General features: G+C 47.8%; 18 protein-coding genes. 14 read left to right on the top strand and 4 right to left on the bottom strand.

Annotated elements, in window-relative coordinates:
- A partial coding sequence (locus CIK04_RS33095) for a hypothetical protein (RefSeq protein WP_325205684.1) occupies positions 1-352 on the top strand: 352 nt, incomplete at its 5' end.
- 12 nt (positions 353-364) lie between these two features.
- Here the strand turns inward: CIK04_RS33095 and CIK04_RS00585 are convergent.
- The 4 genes from CIK04_RS00585 to CIK04_RS00570 all read right to left on the bottom strand — a co-directional run bounded on the left by CIK04_RS00585 (position 365) and on the right by CIK04_RS00570 (position 6,434).
- Positions 365-3,382: a M6 family metalloprotease domain-containing protein gene (locus tag CIK04_RS00585; RefSeq protein WP_097353236.1), complete on the bottom strand. Its 3,018-nt coding sequence runs from the start codon at positions 3,380-3,382 to the stop codon at positions 365-367.
- Positions 3,383-3,662: 280 nt separating this feature from the next.
- Entirely contained in the window at positions 3,663-4,919 is a 1,257-nt protein-coding gene (locus CIK04_RS00580; RefSeq protein WP_017420967.1) for an NAD(P)/FAD-dependent oxidoreductase, read from the bottom strand.
- A 24-nt stretch (positions 4,920-4,943) separates the two neighbouring features.
- Entirely contained in the window at positions 4,944-6,014 is a 1,071-nt protein-coding gene (locus CIK04_RS00575; RefSeq protein ID WP_017420968.1) for a methyltransferase, read from the bottom strand.
- A gap of 30 nt (positions 6,015-6,044) precedes the next feature.
- Positions 6,045-6,434, bottom strand: a complete 390-nt coding sequence (locus CIK04_RS00570; RefSeq protein WP_017420969.1) for a hypothetical protein — start codon at positions 6,432-6,434, stop codon at positions 6,045-6,047.
- 44 nt (positions 6,435-6,478) lie between these two features.
- Between CIK04_RS00570 and CIK04_RS00565 the strand changes: the two genes are divergently transcribed.
- From CIK04_RS00565 to CIK04_RS00505, 13 genes are all read left to right on the top strand, one after another.
- Positions 6,479-7,231, top strand: a complete 753-nt coding sequence (locus tag CIK04_RS00565; protein ID WP_038939441.1) for a beta-ketoacyl synthase chain length factor — start codon at positions 6,479-6,481, stop codon at positions 7,229-7,231.
- Positions 7,228-7,986: a 1-acyl-sn-glycerol-3-phosphate acyltransferase gene (locus CIK04_RS00560; protein ID WP_038939440.1), complete on the top strand. Its 759-nt coding sequence runs from the start codon at positions 7,228-7,230 to the stop codon at positions 7,984-7,986. The genes CIK04_RS00565 and CIK04_RS00560 overlap by 4 nt, the downstream gene beginning before the upstream one ends.
- Positions 7,987-8,080: 94 nt before the next feature.
- Positions 8,081-8,341 (top strand): phosphopantetheine-binding protein, encoded by a 261-nt coding sequence (locus tag CIK04_RS00555; protein ID WP_011078171.1) that lies wholly within the window; start codon positions 8,081-8,083, stop codon positions 8,339-8,341.
- A 16-nt stretch (positions 8,342-8,357) separates the two neighbouring features.
- A complete protein-coding gene (locus tag CIK04_RS00550) occupies positions 8,358-8,612 on the top strand; it encodes an acyl carrier protein (protein ID WP_011078172.1) in 255 nt (84 codons plus the stop codon).
- 3 nt (positions 8,613-8,615) lie between these two features.
- Positions 8,616-9,173, top strand: a complete 558-nt coding sequence (locus tag CIK04_RS00545; RefSeq protein ID WP_038939439.1) for a septation protein IspZ — start codon at positions 8,616-8,618, stop codon at positions 9,171-9,173.
- Between the two features lie 7 nt (positions 9,174-9,180).
- Entirely contained in the window at positions 9,181-10,548 is a 1,368-nt protein-coding gene (locus CIK04_RS00540; protein WP_097353235.1) for an AMP-binding protein, read from the top strand.
- A gap of 12 nt (positions 10,549-10,560) precedes the next feature.
- On the top strand, positions 10,561-10,932 hold the full coding sequence (locus CIK04_RS00535) for a 3-hydroxyacyl-ACP dehydratase (RefSeq protein ID WP_097353234.1): 372 nt from the start codon (positions 10,561-10,563) through the stop codon (positions 10,930-10,932).
- On the top strand, positions 10,925-12,634 hold the full coding sequence (locus tag CIK04_RS00530) for a glycosyltransferase (protein WP_097353233.1): 1,710 nt from the start codon (positions 10,925-10,927) through the stop codon (positions 12,632-12,634). Before CIK04_RS00535 ends, CIK04_RS00530 begins: the two co-directional genes overlap by 8 nt.
- Positions 12,612-14,156, top strand: coding sequence for a histidine ammonia-lyase (gene hutH / locus CIK04_RS00525; RefSeq protein WP_097353232.1), 1,545 nt, complete (start codon positions 12,612-12,614; stop codon positions 14,154-14,156). The genes CIK04_RS00530 and hutH overlap by 23 nt, the downstream gene beginning before the upstream one ends.
- Positions 14,157-14,164: 8 nt before the next feature.
- Positions 14,165-14,611 (top strand): thioesterase family protein, encoded by a 447-nt coding sequence (locus CIK04_RS00520; protein WP_017420977.1) that lies wholly within the window; start codon positions 14,165-14,167, stop codon positions 14,609-14,611.
- The gene (locus CIK04_RS00515; RefSeq protein WP_017420978.1) at positions 14,581-15,237 is read left to right on the top strand and encodes an outer membrane lipoprotein carrier protein LolA; all 657 of its coding nucleotides are present in this window, start codon (positions 14,581-14,583) and stop codon (positions 15,235-15,237) included. The genes CIK04_RS00520 and CIK04_RS00515 overlap by 31 nt, the downstream gene beginning before the upstream one ends.
- 28 nt (positions 15,238-15,265) lie before the next feature.
- Positions 15,266-17,536 (top strand): MMPL family transporter, encoded by a 2,271-nt coding sequence (locus tag CIK04_RS00510; protein WP_232708683.1) that lies wholly within the window; start codon positions 15,266-15,268, stop codon positions 17,534-17,536.
- Positions 17,533-18,141 carry a DUF3261 domain-containing protein gene (locus CIK04_RS00505; protein WP_017420980.1) on the top strand — a complete coding sequence of 203 codons (609 nt, stop codon included), beginning with the start codon at positions 17,533-17,535 and terminating at the stop codon, positions 18,139-18,141. Before CIK04_RS00510 ends, CIK04_RS00505 begins: the two co-directional genes overlap by 4 nt.
- Positions 18,142-18,149: the final 8 nt, after the last annotated feature.

The raw sequence follows: 18,149 nt of genomic DNA, 5'->3' as shown, positions 1-18,149 counted from the left end.
YTTGCCCGGATGTGGTGTCAGGCTTCCCCAGTTACTGCACTGGCTCCCTGTTAACAATGCCACCCTCAAGCACAGCATAGGTCTGACTGAGTATTGGGCTTTGCGATGTTTCGGACGCTTACCCACCTATGCTGCCGAAGCAGGTTCACTTACGTTGTGTACTGTTAACTTCCTATTGCTTCCTTCAGACCCTGCCGTTGGCCAGCAACGCCCTTGCAATTCGGATTATCTTCCCCTCAGTCAGGGCGATTCGGGCTTCTTTCAACCCGACGGGTTTGCCAGCTTCGCTGGGCAAACAAAAAAGCGCACTCAATGTGCGCTTTGGATAACAAGATCGTTCGCCACCATTTAGTGGCTTTGATAACTAGACGCTTTGGTAACGGGTTCGCCATACACCTAGTAACCCAAGAATAACAACCATTACTCCCCCCATACTGCCGCCAGAGGAGCCGCTGGAACTGGCGCTTGCCACCACTGCCGTTGTTGATAACACGGTGATCGTAACTCGTCCTTGCGCTGTAGCGCCTTCAGAATCCGAGACGGTGTAATGCAAAACCACCTCACTAGTGGATGCGCTCTCTTCAGGTGCTTGATAGCGAATCTGATTGTCTATAAGCGACACACTGCCGAAGGTCGGTGGTGAAACATGGGTTATTTGCAACGTTTGTCCATCGTGATCGCTGTCGTTGGCCAGTGGCGTAATATCAATACGCTCTCCGACCTTAACCGACACATGATCATCTTGCGCCACTGGTGGCGTATTCACGATAACAATCTGCACATGATCGCTGTGACTCAACCCACTTGGATCGCTCGCTTCTAACGTAAACGCAAACACATCTCCCATACGAGCCGAAGCTGGAATCGTAAACTGCGCGGTGTCACTCTCGGTTCCACTCAAGGAAACCGAAGGACCAAACGTCTGTCGCCATTGATAGTTCAGAGGGTCTCCATCCGGATCTTGCGTCGTCGTTCCGTTTAGCTGCACACGCTCACCAGCAACCAACTGACTTGCTTGCACATCGACGTTCACCACTGGAGCAACATTATTACCGACAACGACAACCTCGACACTTGCGACATCAGAGATCATTCGCCCATCCGCGGTTTGCAATCGGTAGGTAAAGCGATCTGAACCTACAAAATAAGAGGGGGCCGTGTACGTTAAGCCACTCAAACGGCCATGTTGTGGCTGAGTAACAATGTGTACTTCCACTTGCCCTGCCAGGGTGGCGTCAATGCGATCGTTGCTGGTCAGCATGAGTTGCAGTGAGCCATTTTTGCTGACTTCAACGCGATCATTCACCGGTAGCAATAGTTCGCTGATGTCTCTGTCCAGCAGCGCGGCAAAAGGAATGAGATGATATGGCAGTAATTTACTCATGCCGTCACTGCTGCTGGTTTGAGTATTTCCTAACCAGATGGTTTTACTTCCTTCCGGTTCCATGTTTTGGAGTTCACTAAACTGATAGTTTTGCTCCAGTTGCGCGTTCGTCAGCTCAATGACTAATGTATGCGAACCCAAAGCCAGTTTCGCGGGGGTATCAAATAAGAGGCGACCGTTACCAAACGTCGAGCCTTGGGCAAGCACGATACGCTCGGCTGGGTTAAGCACCAAAGAACCAAAATTGGCATTTGATACCGGGTAACGTGCCACCACATACTCAACGGGCTGAAGTGCATTGAGCACTTGGTAATAAAGCTGTACCCCTTCCAACACCGAGTCTGAACTGAGCGTGACAGCAAATGCGGCACTGTTCTTCTCCGCTTCACTGACAACATAGCTACGACGAAGGCTGGTCATCCAAGCGAAATCATACCCTTCAACAGGGCGACGAAAGAGAAACGAAGCAAACGCATCTGAACTCGCAATATTATTTAGGCTCACTCCAGTGGCAAAGCCAGTGATCGACGTTAACGAGGGGTGGGAGTTATCACTAATCAGGCTATTTTGGCTATCACCAGGATACACATCCGCGCCGTCAGTCCAACCACCATTCTCAAGCTCAGCTAAGCCATCAGCTTGCATGATCTGAACTTGCATCGGGCCTGTATGGTTAAAAGCATGATTGATGTTAACGGAGGTGACCAATACCCCCTCCGCTGTCAGCGCTCGATCGTAATCCTGCTTGCGGCGGTTCTCGACATACAAACGCGGACCAAATTCTTGCAGATAAGGGTCAAGATTGACGATGGCTGCTTGCTGATTGACGATTTGTACGTCGTTGTCTGAGCTGGTCAGGATCTGTGGATTGATGAAGCCAGCCGCATGTCGGCTCCAAGCGCTCATATTCACAGGAGTCTCTCCTGCATACAGATCACCCTCTTTCATTGCCCAAGAACCTGCACCCATTACCCCCCAAGATCCCACTGAACCTTTGTGGTTATAAGAATAAAGGTCTGGCAGATCTAACATGAGATGACCAAGCTCATGCACAATCACCCCCAAGGTGGATTGATGGTTGACTTGATAATCGGCAAATAAACAGTAGGCAGAAATGTACTTACCATCGACATAAACCGTGTTGTGGAAATACATGTGCGGCCAAATTGCAGGCTTCGTGAGCACACCGGTTGAGCGGTCTCCACCAGCAAAAACAAACATCACCGACAGCTCAGTTGGGTCGATAGAGCCGTCGCGGTTGAGATCGTAGGTCGAAAAATCCACATATTGGTCGATCAGTCGGTATGCTTCACTAAAAATGCTGTTCAAACGATTGGTACAAATTTGGCTGTCGTGACAATTTGGATGCTGCTGTGAGACCCGTATGCTAATGACACCGTCATTTGCCGTACCATAGGTTTCTTGAGCTGGCACAACGCGATACTGGCCAAAAGAGTTTTTGTCGTAGTAATCCACCACACTTTGGTTGACGTCACTGAACACCAACTCAGTAAAATCATGAACCATCGAAATGTTGCTAAACGACACCTGCACAACCAACAACGGTTGCTCAAACGGCTGCGCTCGGGAAGCGAAAGCGGAACGTGTTGAAAAAGGGGTTTGCTGCAGCGAACGAGAGCGTTGAGTGACAGGGCGCTCCGGCAGACTGGCGTGAGATGGCGTCACTTGTAACGCCGAGCGATCTTGAGCCGAAAGAGGAGGCTGCGAGTCGGCCAATTTTGCATCGCCACTCGAAATCAGATAAGGCTTAGCACCGTCGTTTTTTATTTCTGCGAAAAACCATGTATCTTGCTGCTCAATCAGCGCATTGCCTTGCTCGTCTTCATACCAATGGAAATCCGCATTACCCGTTAAGCGCACTTTCGTTGAAGAGCCGTCACTTAATTCGACATCATGCCAAATCGGCGCTGGTGGCACCGTTGCCGTTGCAGAGGCAGACAATGCCAAAGCAAGCGTAAAAATCAGCCATTTGTTCATTCTTAACCCTAACTCCCTTTAAGATATCGCTCGGCTCTGTGGTCAATCCAAGACACACCAATGTAGTAACTCAAGCCGATAAATCAATGAGGTTTTATAAAATACGCGAATCGTTTGGCAAAATAATCCCTCATGAATAAGTAAAAACGTAATAAAGTGTAATCTTGATGACAATCGCTTTGAAAGATAAAGAAAAAGGCCCAAGACGGACCTTTTCCATTTACTCGCTATTTGGGCTTAAAAGACGATCTCTTTCTTCTTGACGTGCAGAACATTCCGCTCAAAGCGCTGTTTCAGTGCGCAGCTCGCGAACAAACTCCGCTAGGCTTGCCAGTCGGCGTCTCGACTCTTTGACATAAGGGTTACTCTCATCCCACGCGTAGCCGGCAAGAATCGAAGAGATCATCTGCTTGATGCGTGGGTTAGGATCGTCAAAGAAAATCACCTCTTGCAAAGTGCCGTCATACCAGCCTTCAACATAGGTGCGGAAGGTATTCACCCCGACCATCAAAGGTTCGGCATACGCTTTTTGCCAATCGACCACTTCGCCGGCCAACTGTTTCTCAACGCACTCTACGGCAAACTGCGCCGATTTCATCGCAATCGTGACACCGGAAGAGAATACGGGATCAAGAAACTCACCCGCATTGCCGAGCAACGCATAATGTGGTGTTGCTAAATGCTTAACGTTGGCGGAGTAGCCACCTAATTCGCCAGCAGGATTCGGGTATTGCGCCTTATTCAGCAGTTGAGCAAGCCCCGGCTCTTCTGACGCCAGTTGCTGGAGCGCAGCTAACTTGTCGTCTGGATAACGTTGGAAAAATTCTGGAGTACCCACCACGCCAAAAGAGCAGACACCGTTGGAAAACGGTATCAACCAATACCAAACATCGGCATTTTCGGGATGAACCGAAATCAAGATCTTATCGCGGGTATAAGCGATGCCATCGCCATCGATATTATCGACGATGTGAGTAAAAATGGCTTTCCTCGGTGGTAAGCAAGACGGCTCTTCCAAGGCCAATAGTTTTGGCAATACTCGCCCAAACCCACTGGCATCGAGTAAATAATCGGCTTCAATTTGATAGGCTTGACCGTGTTCGTCCGTCACCACAAGCCGCGACTTGCTGCCTTCAAAGGTCACTTCCGTTACTTCATGCTGGTAACGAATCTCTACCCCTTGGCGCTGAGCATCATCTGCCAGCACTTTGTCGAACGTCGCTCTTTGTACTTGAAAGGTCGTGCCAGGGCCTGGCGTAAACTTATCGGTAAAGTCGAACTCGGTATAGACACCTTGCTTGCGAAACGCAGCACCATTTTTAAATTGAAAACCATGCTGATTGACGGCGTCTAACATGCCAGCCTGTTCAACCACTTCCATACAAGCTGGCAGCAAACTCTCCCCAATCGAAAAGCGGGGAAATTGCGCTTTTTCTAACACAATGACTTTAATGCCACGCTGGTGTAACAGCGCAGAGGCGGTCGAGCCCGATGGGCCCGCACCAATAATGACAACCTGGGTGGATTGCTTTTCCATACTCAGTGTAATTCCTGATTTTCTTTATTGTTTTGCAACCAATTTGAGCAAAGTGTGGCCTAATCCGATATTGTCGGTACGCTCCACAACCTCAAGTCCGGCTTCTTCAACGATTTGCAAGAAATCTTCGCTTCGATAGAAACGACTGTTACCATTCGCTAAACAGGTAAAGTAAAGCGAGGTCGCGTTTAGGCTATATGAAGCCGCATCATATTTCTGTGCATCGCAAAACAGTTCAAGAATATACACGACAGAGTTCTGTTGAAGGTTCTCCTTTACACGCTTGAGTATGCTCAATATTTCCATCGGCGAAAAACAGTCTAAGAACTGGCTCATCCACCACACGTCCGCGTTTTGCGGGAGGGATTCGCTTTTATCAAGCATATTCGCAGGGAAAGGTGCAATACGCTCCGCAAAACCTTGTTTATCGGCATTGGCCATCGCGAGTTCAAGCTGACGAGGCAAGTCCACAATCGTCACTTTGACATCAGGATCATAGTTACAGCACTGCAGCGCCCATTTTCCGGTATTGCCACCAATATCGACGATGTGTTGTGGTTTTTCCGCAAACACCGTCTCCAGCAAAATCGGGAATGAGCGATCAGAATAGTAGTGATCAAACTTAAACCAGCTCTCTTTTGCTTTTTCAGGCAGACGAGACAAACCTTCGTAAATGGTGACCCAGTCACCAAGTTCTTTGAGGCCTGCCGGCTTGCCTTCTTGAATCGCTTCCGTCAAATGCATCATCGCGGCGTAACATACGTCAGCGGTGAAATCCATGTTGGCTTGAGTCATGCCATCATGGAGGAGGAAATGACCCAAGTTTGCCAAGATATAGTTAGGTTTTTTCCACATCACAACATGAGCACTCAGTGCCATATCAAGCAACACTTTTACTCCATATTCGGAGACTTGAGTTTGCTCAGCAATTTGTTCTGCTGAAAGTCCTTCTTCCCCGGCTTTATCTAAGGCTGCCAGGATTCCAAGATCTCTGAGAGTGCGAGCGGTATGAAAAAGAATAGGAGCAAATGAAAGTTTCTGAGCTTCTGTTTTCGCTTCGAAAGCGTTATACGGATCAAAATTATGATTTAACACGAAAAAACCTAACTAACTGTTAAAAAGAAATTATTGCGCTGCGGCTAATGCAAATTGACGTTGAATATCAACATTTAAGTTGTTGATCCAACGATTGTAATTACGATGGATATTGCCATCACTTGCATTCAGATTCTCTGATTTAACGTAAAGAATTGAGTAATATTTGTTGTCGTAAGGGATCATTATTTCTGCAAAATGCGAGCGAAGATTCAATTTTGCGCTTAAAACGCCAGGTTCCACTTCTGTAATCGCCCAACCCCTTTTCGTTGCTGCCAAGACGATCGCGCTTTTCACTTGTTTACTTTGAAGATCATAACTGACTGGAGTATCCTGTATCTCCAAAATTGGTTGTACTCGACCACAGCCAACTAATAACAACGTCAAACATATAGAAATAAAAATTTTAAAGGTTTTCATTAGATTGTCCCTATTTTTTGATAAGGGCTTTAGTATGAACGCCAATGGAAACAAATCAACAATCTATGTCAAATTCATCACTATCTCTTTGTGTAAATATTGAAAAATGGTATGCGAACTCTCCTGGATTGGATAATAAAGAGCATTGGCTAGAGTGGGCAAATACCGGAAGCTATCCTGAATCCTTCGATATTACGGCAAGCAATATACCGGCGATGATGCGACGCCGAATGAGTTCGTTAAGCAAACTGGCGGTGCATGCTGCCATTGAGTTGCTTAACCAAAACGACGTTGACTATATGGTTTTTTCAAGCCGTCACGGTGAATTACACCGCAGCATCGCCTTAGTCAAAGATATATTACTGGGTGAAGAAGCCTCACCAATGGCTTTTTCTCAATCGGTACATAACACGGCGGCGGGATTAACCACCATTGCAACCAAAAAGCCTATTCCACTGACGTCGATTGCCGCGGGGAAAAATACATTCCAGAGCGCGCTTACAGAGGCTTACCTATTTTTGTCTATTCACCCAGATGCCAAAGTGTTATTAGTAGACTTCGACGAACCATTGCCACAAGACTATGCGGAATTTGAAACACAAACGTATCGCGGTTATGCACTCGCCATGCTCGTAAGCGCGGGACAACAATTTGCTGCCGAGGCTCATTCCGCTCAGCAGCCACCAGAGCATGAGTTACCGCAAGCGCTGCAATTTTTCCGCGGCTTCCTCCAAGACTCGGTCACACAATGGTCAATCACTGGCTCTCGCCAAACGTGGACATGGCATAAAAAGTGAAAAAACTGAATCAATATTGGCGGGTGTTTGCAACAGGATTTTGCTTTGCGACCTTTGGCATTGGTGGCCTTATTCTCGGCTTGGTCATTATTCCATTGATTCATTTGTTCGTACGTGAGCAGACCGCAAGAGAATATAAGGTACAACATACAATTAAATTCACGTTTACGTTGTTCTGCAAACTGATGAAATACACTGGCGCAATCGACTATAAAATTACTGGTGGTGAGATTCTTGCCGCCGATAAAAATTGCCTCATCGTCGCCAATCACCCAAGCCTGATCGATTATGTGTTAATTGCCTCGCAGTTACGCCAATGCGATTGCTTAGTTAAAGCCTCTATTTGGCAAAATCCTTTTATGAAATATGTTGTACAAGGAGCAGGCTACATACCCAATAAATCACCGGATGATCTTCTCAACCAATGCGAACAACGATTTGAACGCGGCAATGTATTATTGGTATTTCCCGAAGGGACACGAACGACCCCAGGTGTGAAGTCACCATTACAACGCGGTGCTTCTCAAATCGCCATTAGGACCGAACGAGATTTACGTATCGTGCATATCACCGTTACCCCTAGTTTCTTAACCAAAGAAAAAATGTGGTACCAAGTGCCTGAAACTAAACCGTTCTTTCACGTTGAGGTGAAACATAAGGTTGAGGTAAAACCATTTATAGAGCAAACTAATAACCCAACGTCAGCAGCCAGAAGACTGAATACACATTTGGCTGAGGCAATCTTCCCTGAGTAAGCCAAAAGATGTCTCTCCGATTTTGCCCAAGCAATATTGTTTTTGCTTATTTCAGGTTTCATTTTCCAAAATCAGTAAATATAAGTAGGTCCCAGTGGAAGTACTACAAAATGAAATTAAACAACTGATCATCGATGCACTCAATCTAGAGGACATCTCGATTGATGATATCGACACTGAAGCACCACTGTTTGGTGATGGCTTAGGTCTTGATTCTATCGATGCATTAGAACTTGGTTTGGCTATTAAGAAGAAATACAACATTGTTATTGATGCAGATGACAATAATACTCGTCAGCACTTTGCTTCTGTGGCAAATTTGGCAAACTACATTTCTTCACAAACCGGAAATTAATTAAGCAGGCCCTGATATGTCAGAAGTTAATCAACAAGCCGTATTTGAGCAGGTGAAAGCCGCTCTGATTGAACTATTTGAACTAGAAGAAGACGACATCCAACCGGATGCTCATCTTTATCAGGACCTAGACCTGGATAGCATTGATGCCGTTGATCTGGTTGTTCATCTGCAGAAAGTGACAGGCAAGAAAATCCAACCCGAAGAGTTTAAAGCGGTACGCACAGTTCAAGACGTCGTTGACGCTGTCGTTGAACTTGTAAAGGAATAAGAGATGCGCACATTGCTGACAGTTTTGTCTGCAATTGTATTGCTTACCTACCCTTTTGCCGTCTATTTCGGTATCGATAAGCTTGGCTTAGAAGTGGTCGCACTCCTTTTAGGCATTGTGTTTCTGCTCAGAATCCTTTCCGGCCATCAAGCCAAGCTTAAAGAATTCAAACAACTTGCGGTGATAAGCGGAGTGATCGGTGTGGTGCTGGTTACGCTGGGCGCGATATTCAAACAGCAAGGTTGGCTGACGTTTTATCCCGTGATCGTTAACCTCGCCATGTTGACGCTTTTTGCCTCGAGTTTAACTCAGCCTCAAACGATTATAGAGCGATTGGCTCGTCTGCAAGAGCCCGAGTTACCCGAAAGTGGCGTTCGTTATACTCGCACAGTCACGAAAGTGTGGTGTTGGTTTTTTCTCATCAATGCAAGTATCGCTTTATACACCTGTTTTCAACCACTACAGGTGTGGACACTGTATAACGGCTTTATTAGCTATTTAGCCGCCGGAAGTTTATTTGCTGGAGAATGGATCGTTCGCCAGTTTGTTCGCAAGGACTGAGCATTAGATGAGTCACCCTCTACCATTTCATTCACTCGCTACGCTGTTTCATCACGGCAGAGCCCCACGACACCAAGTCGCGTTTTCCCTAAATGAACACCATGATTGGTCATCGTTCTCGTGCCAAGTGCATTCACTTTGCGAACAAATGAAGCAAATAGAAGCACAACGAGTTGCCCTGTGCGCCGCCAACAGCTACCAATTTGCCATTGGTTTTTTTGCGTTGTGCTTTAGTGGCAAAGCCATTGTGTTACCTGGAAATTATCAACCAGCGGCGTTGGATGAGCTCAGCTGCGAGTTTGATCTTTTACTGTGTGATGAGGAAGTGGGGAGCAACTTACGCCAAGCGTACCAATTAATATCGGGCACGCTCAGCACCTGCAAGCCCGCCTCGTTTCCACACTTGTTACTTGAACAAGTGGTGCTCACCTTATTTACCTCGGGCTCCAGTGGAACACCAAAGGCGATTCGTAAAACTCTGCAACAGCTAGATAGTGAAATCGCTGTGCTAGAGCAATTGTTTGGTCAGCAGTTACAAGACTGCCGCATTGAAAGCACCGTCTCTCATCAACATATTTACGGTTTGCTTTTCCGTGTACTTTGGCCTCTTTGTGCAGGCCGTGCCTTCGCTCAAACCAACTTAGAGTATCCCGAGCAGCTTGTCGCACACGCCAGTGACCAAACCGCGCTCATCAGCAGCCCTGCTCTGCTTAAACGATTAACCTCCGAGCATCACTCTTCTCCATTTGCGTGTGTTTTTTCATCTGGCGGTCCATTAAGTTACGAAGCGGCGATGCACGCTCAAACGCTGTTTTCACAGACACCTTGGGAGGTGTTCGGCAGCACAGAAACGGGGGGCATTGCTTGCCGCCAGCAGCATCAAGCCAACACACCATGGCAACTCTTTCCTGGCATTGATGTCGAGCTCAATCAAGAGAACTGTTTGCGTCTGCGCTCTCCGCACATTGATGGGGAGAATTGGTATCAAACTGCCGACGAATGTGAAATGGTCAGCGAACGTCAGTTCTTGTTGAAAGGGCGTACCGATCGCGTGATCAAACTGGAAGAAAAGCGAATTTCTCTGGTCGAAGTAGAAAAGCGCCTTGACCATCTCGACTGGATTAACGAAAGCGTGGTCATCCCCATGACAGAATCTGACAGATTAACCTTGGTGGCTGCGATAGTATTAACCTCAGCAGGTACAGCGAAACTCAATGAGCTTGGTAAAGGCAAGTTTTGGCTTCTGCTGAGAGGCGAATTGCGACAGTGGTTAGAGCCGATCGCCATTCCACGTCGCTACCGAGTTGTCAGTGAAATTCCTTTGAACAGCCAAGGGAAAAGACTGACCAACCAAATAGAACAACTTTTTCATTAGAACGAAAACACTATGAGTACAAAAAGAAAGCCAACCGTTCTTGCCAGTCAGGTCGACGGACACAATGCCACATTACAGCTGCGCGTTGATCATGACCTGCTGGATTTTTCTGGTCATTTCACTCACTTTCCCTTGCTACCGGGTGTCACACAAATCGACTGGGCGATGTTCTATGGTCACACGCTGTTGCAGTGCCCAGCCGCATTTAAAGGAATGGAAGTCATCAAGTTCCAAGAACCCATTCTGCCCGATGCACAAGTGACGCTCTCGCTCGTTTGGGATGAGAGCAAAGAGAAACTGCAATTTAGCTATACATCTTCCCGAGATGGCGAACGTGTATCTCACTCATCAGGCAAGATGAAACTAGGGGCGAGCGGTGACTGACTATCAAGCTTGTTTTCTCATCCCTTGTTACAACCATGGTGAAACCATTGGTCAGGTAATCGACTCGCTGCAAGAGTTTGCGCTGCCAGTGATCATCGTTGATGATGGCAGCAATTTCGCCACGCAAACGCAACTCGAGCAGCAAGCAACACGCGACAAGGTGTACCTGATCCGCTTAGCAGAAAACCAAGGCAAAGGCGGCGCTGTCATGGCGGGTATCCGCTATGCACAACAACTTGGCTTTACGCACACCATTCAAATCGACTCGGATGGCCAACATGATCTGCAAGCGCTTCCCAAATTGCTGAACGCCTCAAAAATGCATCCTCAGCGATTGATATCAGGGCAGCCCATTTATGACGAGAGCGTCCCTAAATCTCGCTTGTATGGCCGTTACGTGACTCATGTTTGGGTATGGATTGAGACACTCTCCATGACCATCCGAGACAGCATGTGTGGCTTTCGTGCCTACCCAGTGGATAAAACCGTCGCGGTTTTAGACAAATATCGCCTTGGTACACGCATGGATTTTGACATCGAAATCCTCGTTCGCATGTACTGGGAAGGGGTGGATATTGATTTCATTGAAACTCGCGTGATCTACCCTGAAGGCGGCATTTCGCATTTTGATGCGCTTTGGGACAACGTTAAAATCAGTTGGATGCACACTAAACTCTTTTTTGGCATGCTGCCAAGAGCTCCTAAGCTGATAATGCGCAAACATCCTGATGCGAAAACCAATGTGCATTGGTCCAAGCAGCAAGAACGAGGCACGGTACTGGGTATTAAACTGCTGCTAGCGGTCTACTCATTGCTAGGGCGAACGACCTTCAATCTGATCTTACGTCTTGTGATGGCTTATTATCATGCGACGGGCAAACAAGCCAAGCAAGCGTCGCAACGCTATCTCGACCAACTGGAGCAATACGCCAGAGAAAAGCGTATTGAGCTCCCAGACAATCTCACCAGTTACAACCATTTGCTCTCTTTTGGTCATACCATGCTGGATAAACTGGCGGCTTGGAAAGGCGATTTTTCAGCGCAGAATTTGACTATCCACGGGCAAAATCAGTTCGACAAAATGATTGAGAACCAGCAAGGTGTGGTTATTCTCGGTTCGCATTTGGGCAACATTGAGCTGTGTCGAGCCTTAAGCCGACGTCATACCCACGTCAAAATCAATGCCTTGGTCTTTACTAAGCACGCAGAGCGTTTTAATGCGGTGATGAAAGCGGTTAACCCCAATTCTGAGCTCAATCTGATTCAAGTGAGCCATTTGGGGCCTGATACCGCTATCTTGCTACAGCAGAAAATTGAGCAAGGCGAATGGGTCGTCATAGTGGGTGATCGCACCTCCACCAGCAAAGAAACACGCGCCGTTTGGGCTGATTTCCTTGGTAAGCCTGCCCCATTCCCACAAGGGCCATTTATGTTGGCTTCGATTCTCAAAGCTCCAGTGTATTTACTCTTTGGCCTACGTGACGATTCCAGCAGTACTCCGCATTTTGATGTCTACTTCGAACATTTTAGCGACAAAATTGTTCTGCCTCGCAAAGAGAGACAAACCGCTTTGGAAATGGTTGTGCAACAGTACGCACAACGTTTAGAACATTACACACTGCAGGCTCCTCTGCAGTGGTATAACTTTTTTGATTTTTGGAACCTAACAGATCAGCAACATGACGATGCAAGCAGAAAATAATATTACCTTTGGCCAAGGCAGACTGACGATTGAGGATGTTGCGGCGATCGCTCAAGGCGCAAAGGCCACGTTAAACAACTCAGTTGAATTTACCGCCAAAATCGACCGCGGTGTCGCCTTTCTAGAACGCCTTCTTAAAGAAGAAGGGGTGATCTATGGCGTCACCACAGGATACGGCGACTCTTGTACAGTCGCGATACCGCCTCAATTGGTTGAAGAACTACCACTTCACCTCACGCGCTTTCACGGCTGTGGCTTAGGCAAAATTCTCACCCACGAGCAAGCGCGCGCTGTGCTTGCGACACGTCTGTGTTCTTTATCACAAGGCGTTTCGGGCGTAAGTCATGACTTACTCAATCAGATCGTTACTTTGATTAATCACGATATTTCCCCCCGCATTCCTGAAGAAGGTTCGGTGGGAGCCAGTGGCGATCTAACTCCCCTTTCCTACCTTGCTGCGGCGCTGGTTGGTGAGCGAGAAGTGATCTACCAAGGTGAAGAGCGTGCAACCGCTGAAGTCTACGCCGAACTTGGCATCCAACCGATTAAACTGCGTCCTAAAGAGGGCTTGGCGCTCATGAACGGCACATCCGTGATGACCGCGTTAGCTTGCCTTGCCTACAAACGCGCAGAGTATCTAGCTCAGCTCAGCACCAAAATCACCGCTATGGTCTCTGTGGCCATGCACGGTAATGACTTCCATTTTGATGAAGCGCTCTTTGCAGTCAAACCTCATCCTGGCCAACAACAGATCGCCGCTTGGTTGCGTGATGACCTGAAAGCCGATAAGCCGCCACGCAACAGTGACCGTCTGCAAGATCGTTACTCACTGCGCTGTGCGCCGCACGTGATTGGTGTTGTCCAAGATTCACTACCTTGGTTGCGCCAAATGATCGAGAACGAGCTCAACAGTGCCAATGACAACCCAATCATCGATGGTGATAACGAACGTGTTTTACACGGCGGTCACTTCTATGGTGGTCACATTGCCATGGCAATGGACACACTGAAAACCGGTATTGCCAACCTCGCGGATCTGCTCGATCGTCAAATGGCGCAATTGATGGATTATAAGTTCAACAATGGCTTACCATTTAACTTGAGCGGCGCCGAAGGGGAACGCAAGCCCATCAACCATGGTTTTAAAGCGGTGCAAATTGGCATTTCTGCTTGGACCGCAGAAGCGCTCAAGCACACCATGCCTGCCAGCGTATTCTCGCGTTCAACCGAGTGTCACAACCAAGATAAAGTGAGCATGGGGACTATCGCTGCCCGCGATTGTTTGCGAGTATTGGAACTGACTGAACAGGTGGCGGCCGCGTCTCTACTTGCTGCAACACAAGGGATCGAAATTCGCCGCCGTCGTGGTGAACTGGACGAAAACCACATGAGCGATCGTCTGAAAGCCATCTGCAGCTCGGTACTCGATGAGTTTGAATTTGTCACTGAAGATCGCCCATTGGAAAAAGATCTGCGCCAGTTCATCACTCACATTCAACAACGTCATTGGTCACTGTATTAAGAGGTTCTATGACAGACGTACTTTATCCGCTAGAAGCTGAGGTAACCTTAGTTACCTCGTTTCAAGATGCCGACCCTATGGGGGTCATCTATCACGGTAATTACTTCCGATTTTTTGAAGAAGCAAGACGAGTGATGATGGAAAAAATTGATTATGGCTATCAGCAAATGAGCGCTTCGGGCTTCATGTGGCCAGTGATTGATGTTCAGGTAAAGTACGTCCGAGCCATTCCTTTTAATCACGCGATTCGTATCAAAGCGACGCTGAGCGAATGGGAAAACCGCTTGCGAGTGCATTATCAAATCTTTGATGCCGACACAGGACAACGCATGTGTAAAGCGCATACCACTCAGGTCGCCGTCGGCATTGAAGATCAAGAGATGCGATTAGCATCGCCCTCGGTGTTTCTCGAACGCGTCCATCAATGGCATCAGAACGGAGCATACCTATGTTAATGTCATGGCGACAACACACGCTCACGTTGTGGCTACTGGTTTGCACACTGTTTTCTCCACTGAGTTGGGCGCAAGTGAACAACCTAGATGAATTGCAAGCGCAGCTCTCCAAACACGATCTGGTGCGAGGCCAGTTCACCCAACAGCGTCATCTGGAAATGTTTAACCAACCCCTGAGTTCTCAAGGACAATTTGTGTTAGACAAAAGCCATGGTCTGTTGTGGCAACAACAAAACCCCTTCCCTGTGAATTTGGTTTTGACACAAGACAAACTGCGACAAAACTTTGCCGGGCAAGCACCACAAGTGATCACGGCAGAGCAAAACCCAATGGCGTTTTACTTCAGCCGCATTTTTCTCTCTGTGTTTCATGGAGATACCTCCGCTTTGCAGCGCGAGTTCGAATTGACGTTACACGTTGACGACAATGGATGGCAACTCGACCTGACGCCGACGGCAGCCCCTTTGAATGCGGTATTCAGCAAGATTACCCTCAGAGGTAACCAAGAAATTGATCAACTGGAACTGGTGGAAAAACGTGGCGATCGCACCGATATTCAATTTTCACAGCAAACGCACATCCCAGAACAATTAAGCGAAACGGAGCAAAAGCAGTTTGCGTTTTAAATCCCCGACGTTAGCCGTTAGCTGGCTTATGGCCGTAATCACTGCCAGTTTGTTGTTGGTCTATCTCTGGTTTGCTCAAGCAACGGCACCAATCGAAACCGATATTTTAAAACTCCTGCCTAAAAATCAGCAAAACCCAGTAGCAGAACAAGCGTTTGAGCGCATTGCGGAGACAATGGGAAACAAGGTGATTTTTATCGTGTCGGGCGATGAGCGCGATAACGTCTACCAAGCAAGCGATGCGCTCACACAGCAGCTCACTCAAAGCGGTTATTTTGCCCAAGTGATGGGCAAAATCCCTCAAGATACCCAGCAACAATGGGCAAAATATTACTTTGAACACCGTTTCCAATTTTTAACTGAGCAACAAAGAGAACGGCTCAGCCAACAACCGCAACAGCAGGTGCAACAGGTATTGCAAGCCCTCTACAACCCTTTTGCTGGTGTTACGGGGAGCGAGTTACAAAACGATCCTTTTCTGCTGTTTCGTGACTATTTGACCCAACTTTCGTCATTATCTGGCCAGTTCAAAGTTAAACATAACTATCTGAGTTTAGAAAAAGAGGGGCACTTGTATGTGCTGATCAGCGCTGAGCTTCAAGACTCCCCATACAGCGTTGCGGCGCAGCGTTCAGTGTCAGAAATATTGCAGTGGGAAGCGCAAATTAATCAAACGTTTGGCACTGAGATTGCCCACACTGGAGTCTTGTTTTATGCTGACTTTGGTACCCAAAGCGCCAAGCAAGAAATCAGCACCATTGGTGTTGTTTCACTGCTTGGTATTGTGTTGCTCATCCTGCTGGTTTTTCGCAGTGTGACCCCATTGTTTCTGTCGCTACTCTCGATTGGCGTCGGACTTTTGGTGGCACTCACCATCACCATAGCGATTTTTGGCAAAGTGCATCTTTTTAGCTTAGTGTTTGGTGCCAGCTTGATCGGTGTTTCGATTGACTATGCTTTTCACTACCTGACCGACAGATTGGCGGCAGGTTCGCGTTGGAACGCCACAGCAGGGCTCAAGCATATCTTCACCGCAATCACCTTTGGCCTAGTGACAAGCTTAATCGGCTATTTGGGTCTCCTGATTGCCCCATTCCCGGGATTGCAACAATTGGCGCTGTTTTCCGCCACTGGCCTCATCGCCGCTTATCTCACTGTAGTCGCTTGGTATCCTTGGTTGGCCGTCAAACCCTCGGCGGATAGACCACTTCTCGGCTTGCCACTTTATCAACGCTGGCTAAGCGCGTGGCGAAATCCCAAACTGTCGATTGGCTTGCCCGTGGCGATCGCCGCCATCAGCTTCGCCGCCTTAACCCAAGTGCATTACGACGACGATATTCGCCAATTGCAGGCCTTACCTGCCTCTCTCAAGTCACAAGAAGCGCAGATCGCACAACTGACAGGCCTACAATCCTCACAACAAATGTTGGTTGTCACCGCAGATAACGACTCCGCATTGATCGAGCGCTTGGAACAGATCGCCAAACTACTCGATGGTTGGCAGCAGCAAGGCGTGCTGGCGGGCTATCAGAGCTTGTCCCAATACCTGAGTTCAGAATCGCAGCAGCGGGCCGATTATCAGCTCGTCGAAACCCTATACCAAACGCAGGCGGCGCAACTGTCACAGACTCTTGGATTACCCGCCACCGCAGTGCTCAACCAACCATTTGTGCCAATTTCGCTGCAAGACTACCTCAAGGCATCAGTATCCGAACCTGTCCGTTTCCTTGCTTTGGGCAAAGTGGACAACAAAACGGCCGCTGCCATTTTACTGAAAGATCTTCAGCAGCCCGAGGTCGCGATGGCCTTTGCGCAGCAACACAGCGATATCTCTTACCTCGATAAGGCACAAGAAATTTCGAGCTTGTTCAATCAGTATCGCGTCAAAGTAATGGAGTTACTGGTTGCGGCTATGGCGGTGATTTTTGCTTTATTGTGCTGGCGTTATGGCTTCCGACACAGCCTAACCATGATGCTGCCTTGTGTTATCGCCTGTATCGCGGGACTGGCGGTTTCTGTTGTCACCGGTTCAAGTTTGAACTTGTTTAGCTTACTGGCACTGGTACTGGTTATTGGGATCGGCATTGATTACACCTTGTTCTTTGCGGAGCAACAAGGCAGCCATAGCACGCTCCTCGCCGTCACCTTATCGGCCATCACCACTTTATTGTCGTTTGGTTTATTGGCCTTGAGTGACACGCATGCCATTCACAGCTTTGGGCTAACCGTGCTAAGCGGCATCTTTGTCGCTTGGTTATTGGCACCGATGGCCATTCCCAACCAAGAGAAAACCCCATGATAAGACAGCTAGTTCTCTGCCTGTTGTTGGCGCTCTCCATCACGGCATGCAGCATGCAACCTCGCACACAAAGCACTCAAATTGAGATTGCTGATCAAACGTTTGTCACGCTCCCACAACCGAGTGAACTCGGCTTGGATGTGACGGCAAGCCAGCTGATCACCGCAACATGGCAAACCGACACCGGCACACAAACTCAACAATTGCCCGTCCAGCTGCAAGTTGACCAAAACAAACTGGTTTTGGCTGGTTTTTCTTCGTGGGGAACACGTTTGTTGTCTCTCACCTACCAAGATAATCATATTGAAACACAAGTATTGAATGGCTTAGAAAATACCCTGCCTCAGCCCGAGCAGGTACTTTTTAATCTGATGATCACGCTGTGGCCTGAACAAGCTTGGGAAGCGCCATTAAATCAGGTAAAGTGGCAACTCATTGACCGAGATAATCAGCGCACCATCATCGATAACCATGGCAATACGATCATTGTGATTGATTACGAGCAAGGCCGAAGTTTTGCTGGCCCTATTCGTTTTCACTCGCTGTTAAACGACTATAAAATCGAGATTCAAACCCTGAATTATCAGTTATCGGACGCGAAATAGTAGAGCCA

The sequence above is a fragment of the Vibrio sp. 03_296 genome (genome assembly GCF_002265885.1).
Note: the sequence above shows the minus strand (reverse complement) of the source record. Positions and strands in the feature narration are given on the sequence as shown.

What these genes read in the sequence shown, in the direction of transcription:
- CIK04_RS00540 (WP_097353235.1), top strand. Translation starts at nt 9,181, where the DNA reads ATGAGTCACCCTCTACCATTTCATTCACTCGCTACGCTGTTTCATCAC.
- CIK04_RS00515 (WP_017420978.1), top strand. Translation starts at nt 14,581, where the DNA reads ATGGCATCAGAACGGAGCATACCTATGTTAATGTCATGGCGACAACAC.
- CIK04_RS00520 (WP_017420977.1), top strand. Translation starts at nt 14,165, where the DNA reads ATGACAGACGTACTTTATCCGCTAGAAGCTGAGGTAACCTTAGTTACC.
- CIK04_RS00510 (WP_232708683.1), top strand. Translation starts at nt 15,266, where the DNA reads ATGGCCGTAATCACTGCCAGTTTGTTGTTGGTCTATCTCTGGTTTGCT.
- CIK04_RS00535 (WP_097353234.1), top strand. Translation starts at nt 10,561, where the DNA reads ATGAGTACAAAAAGAAAGCCAACCGTTCTTGCCAGTCAGGTCGACGGA.
- CIK04_RS00585 (WP_097353236.1), bottom strand. Translation starts at nt 3,382, where the DNA reads ATGAACAAATGGCTGATTTTTACGCTTGCTTTGGCATTGTCTGCCTCT.
- CIK04_RS00550 (WP_011078172.1), top strand. Translation starts at nt 8,358, where the DNA reads ATGTCAGAAGTTAATCAACAAGCCGTATTTGAGCAGGTGAAAGCCGCT.
- CIK04_RS00580 (WP_017420967.1), bottom strand. Translation starts at nt 4,919, where the DNA reads ATGGAAAAGCAATCCACCCAGGTTGTCATTATTGGTGCGGGCCCATCG.
- hutH (WP_097353232.1), top strand. Translation starts at nt 12,612, where the DNA reads ATGACGATGCAAGCAGAAAATAATATTACCTTTGGCCAAGGCAGACTG.
- CIK04_RS00545 (WP_038939439.1), top strand. Translation starts at nt 8,616, where the DNA reads ATGCGCACATTGCTGACAGTTTTGTCTGCAATTGTATTGCTTACCTAC.
- CIK04_RS00570 (WP_017420969.1), bottom strand. Translation starts at nt 6,434, where the DNA reads ATGAAAACCTTTAAAATTTTTATTTCTATATGTTTGACGTTGTTATTA.
- CIK04_RS00505 (WP_017420980.1), top strand. Translation starts at nt 17,533, where the DNA reads ATGATAAGACAGCTAGTTCTCTGCCTGTTGTTGGCGCTCTCCATCACG.
- CIK04_RS00565 (WP_038939441.1), top strand. Translation starts at nt 6,479, where the DNA reads ATGGAAACAAATCAACAATCTATGTCAAATTCATCACTATCTCTTTGT.